The organism is Methylobacterium sp. J-068 (assembly GCF_022829445.1).
In the GTDB taxonomy this organism is placed as follows: Bacteria; Pseudomonadota; Alphaproteobacteria; order Rhizobiales; family Beijerinckiaceae; genus Methylobacterium.
Map to the genome: position 1 here is coordinate 1 of NZ_JAKSXY010000074.1, position 339 is coordinate 339.

A 339-nucleotide genomic window follows, 5' to 3' on the forward strand; every position below is an offset into this window, starting at 1 on the left:
CGGCATCTTGGCCTGCGCCTGGGCCTGCGCCTTGACAAGGGCGGGTCGCTCGGCCCCTTCGAAGGGCATGTCCACCGTCCGCCCCACATCGGAAACCGTTGCGGCCAAGAATTCGGCGGCCAAGAATTCGGCGGCCAAGAATTCGGCGGCCAAGAATTCGGCGGCCAAGAATTCGGGCACCAGCGACACCGATCGCCCGTCCGCGGCTGCCCGCCAAGACGTTGCGTCCGGTCCGATCGATGTCGCTGTTCCCGCCCATGCTCTGCACGCTGTCGCCTCCTGTCCGTGGACGATTCCAATCGACCACAGGAGGCACCCGAGATGTTGGGCAAGTCACCC

The 339-nt window shown here is 65.8% G+C and carries 1 protein-coding gene; it reads right to left on the reverse strand.

Annotation, left to right across the window (positions count from 1 at the left end; genetic code table 11):
- The coding region (locus tag MKK54_RS11535) for a hypothetical protein (protein WP_244010959.1) at positions 1–189 on the reverse strand (189 nt) is incomplete at its 3' end.
- Between the last annotated feature and the right edge of the window lie 150 nt (positions 190–339).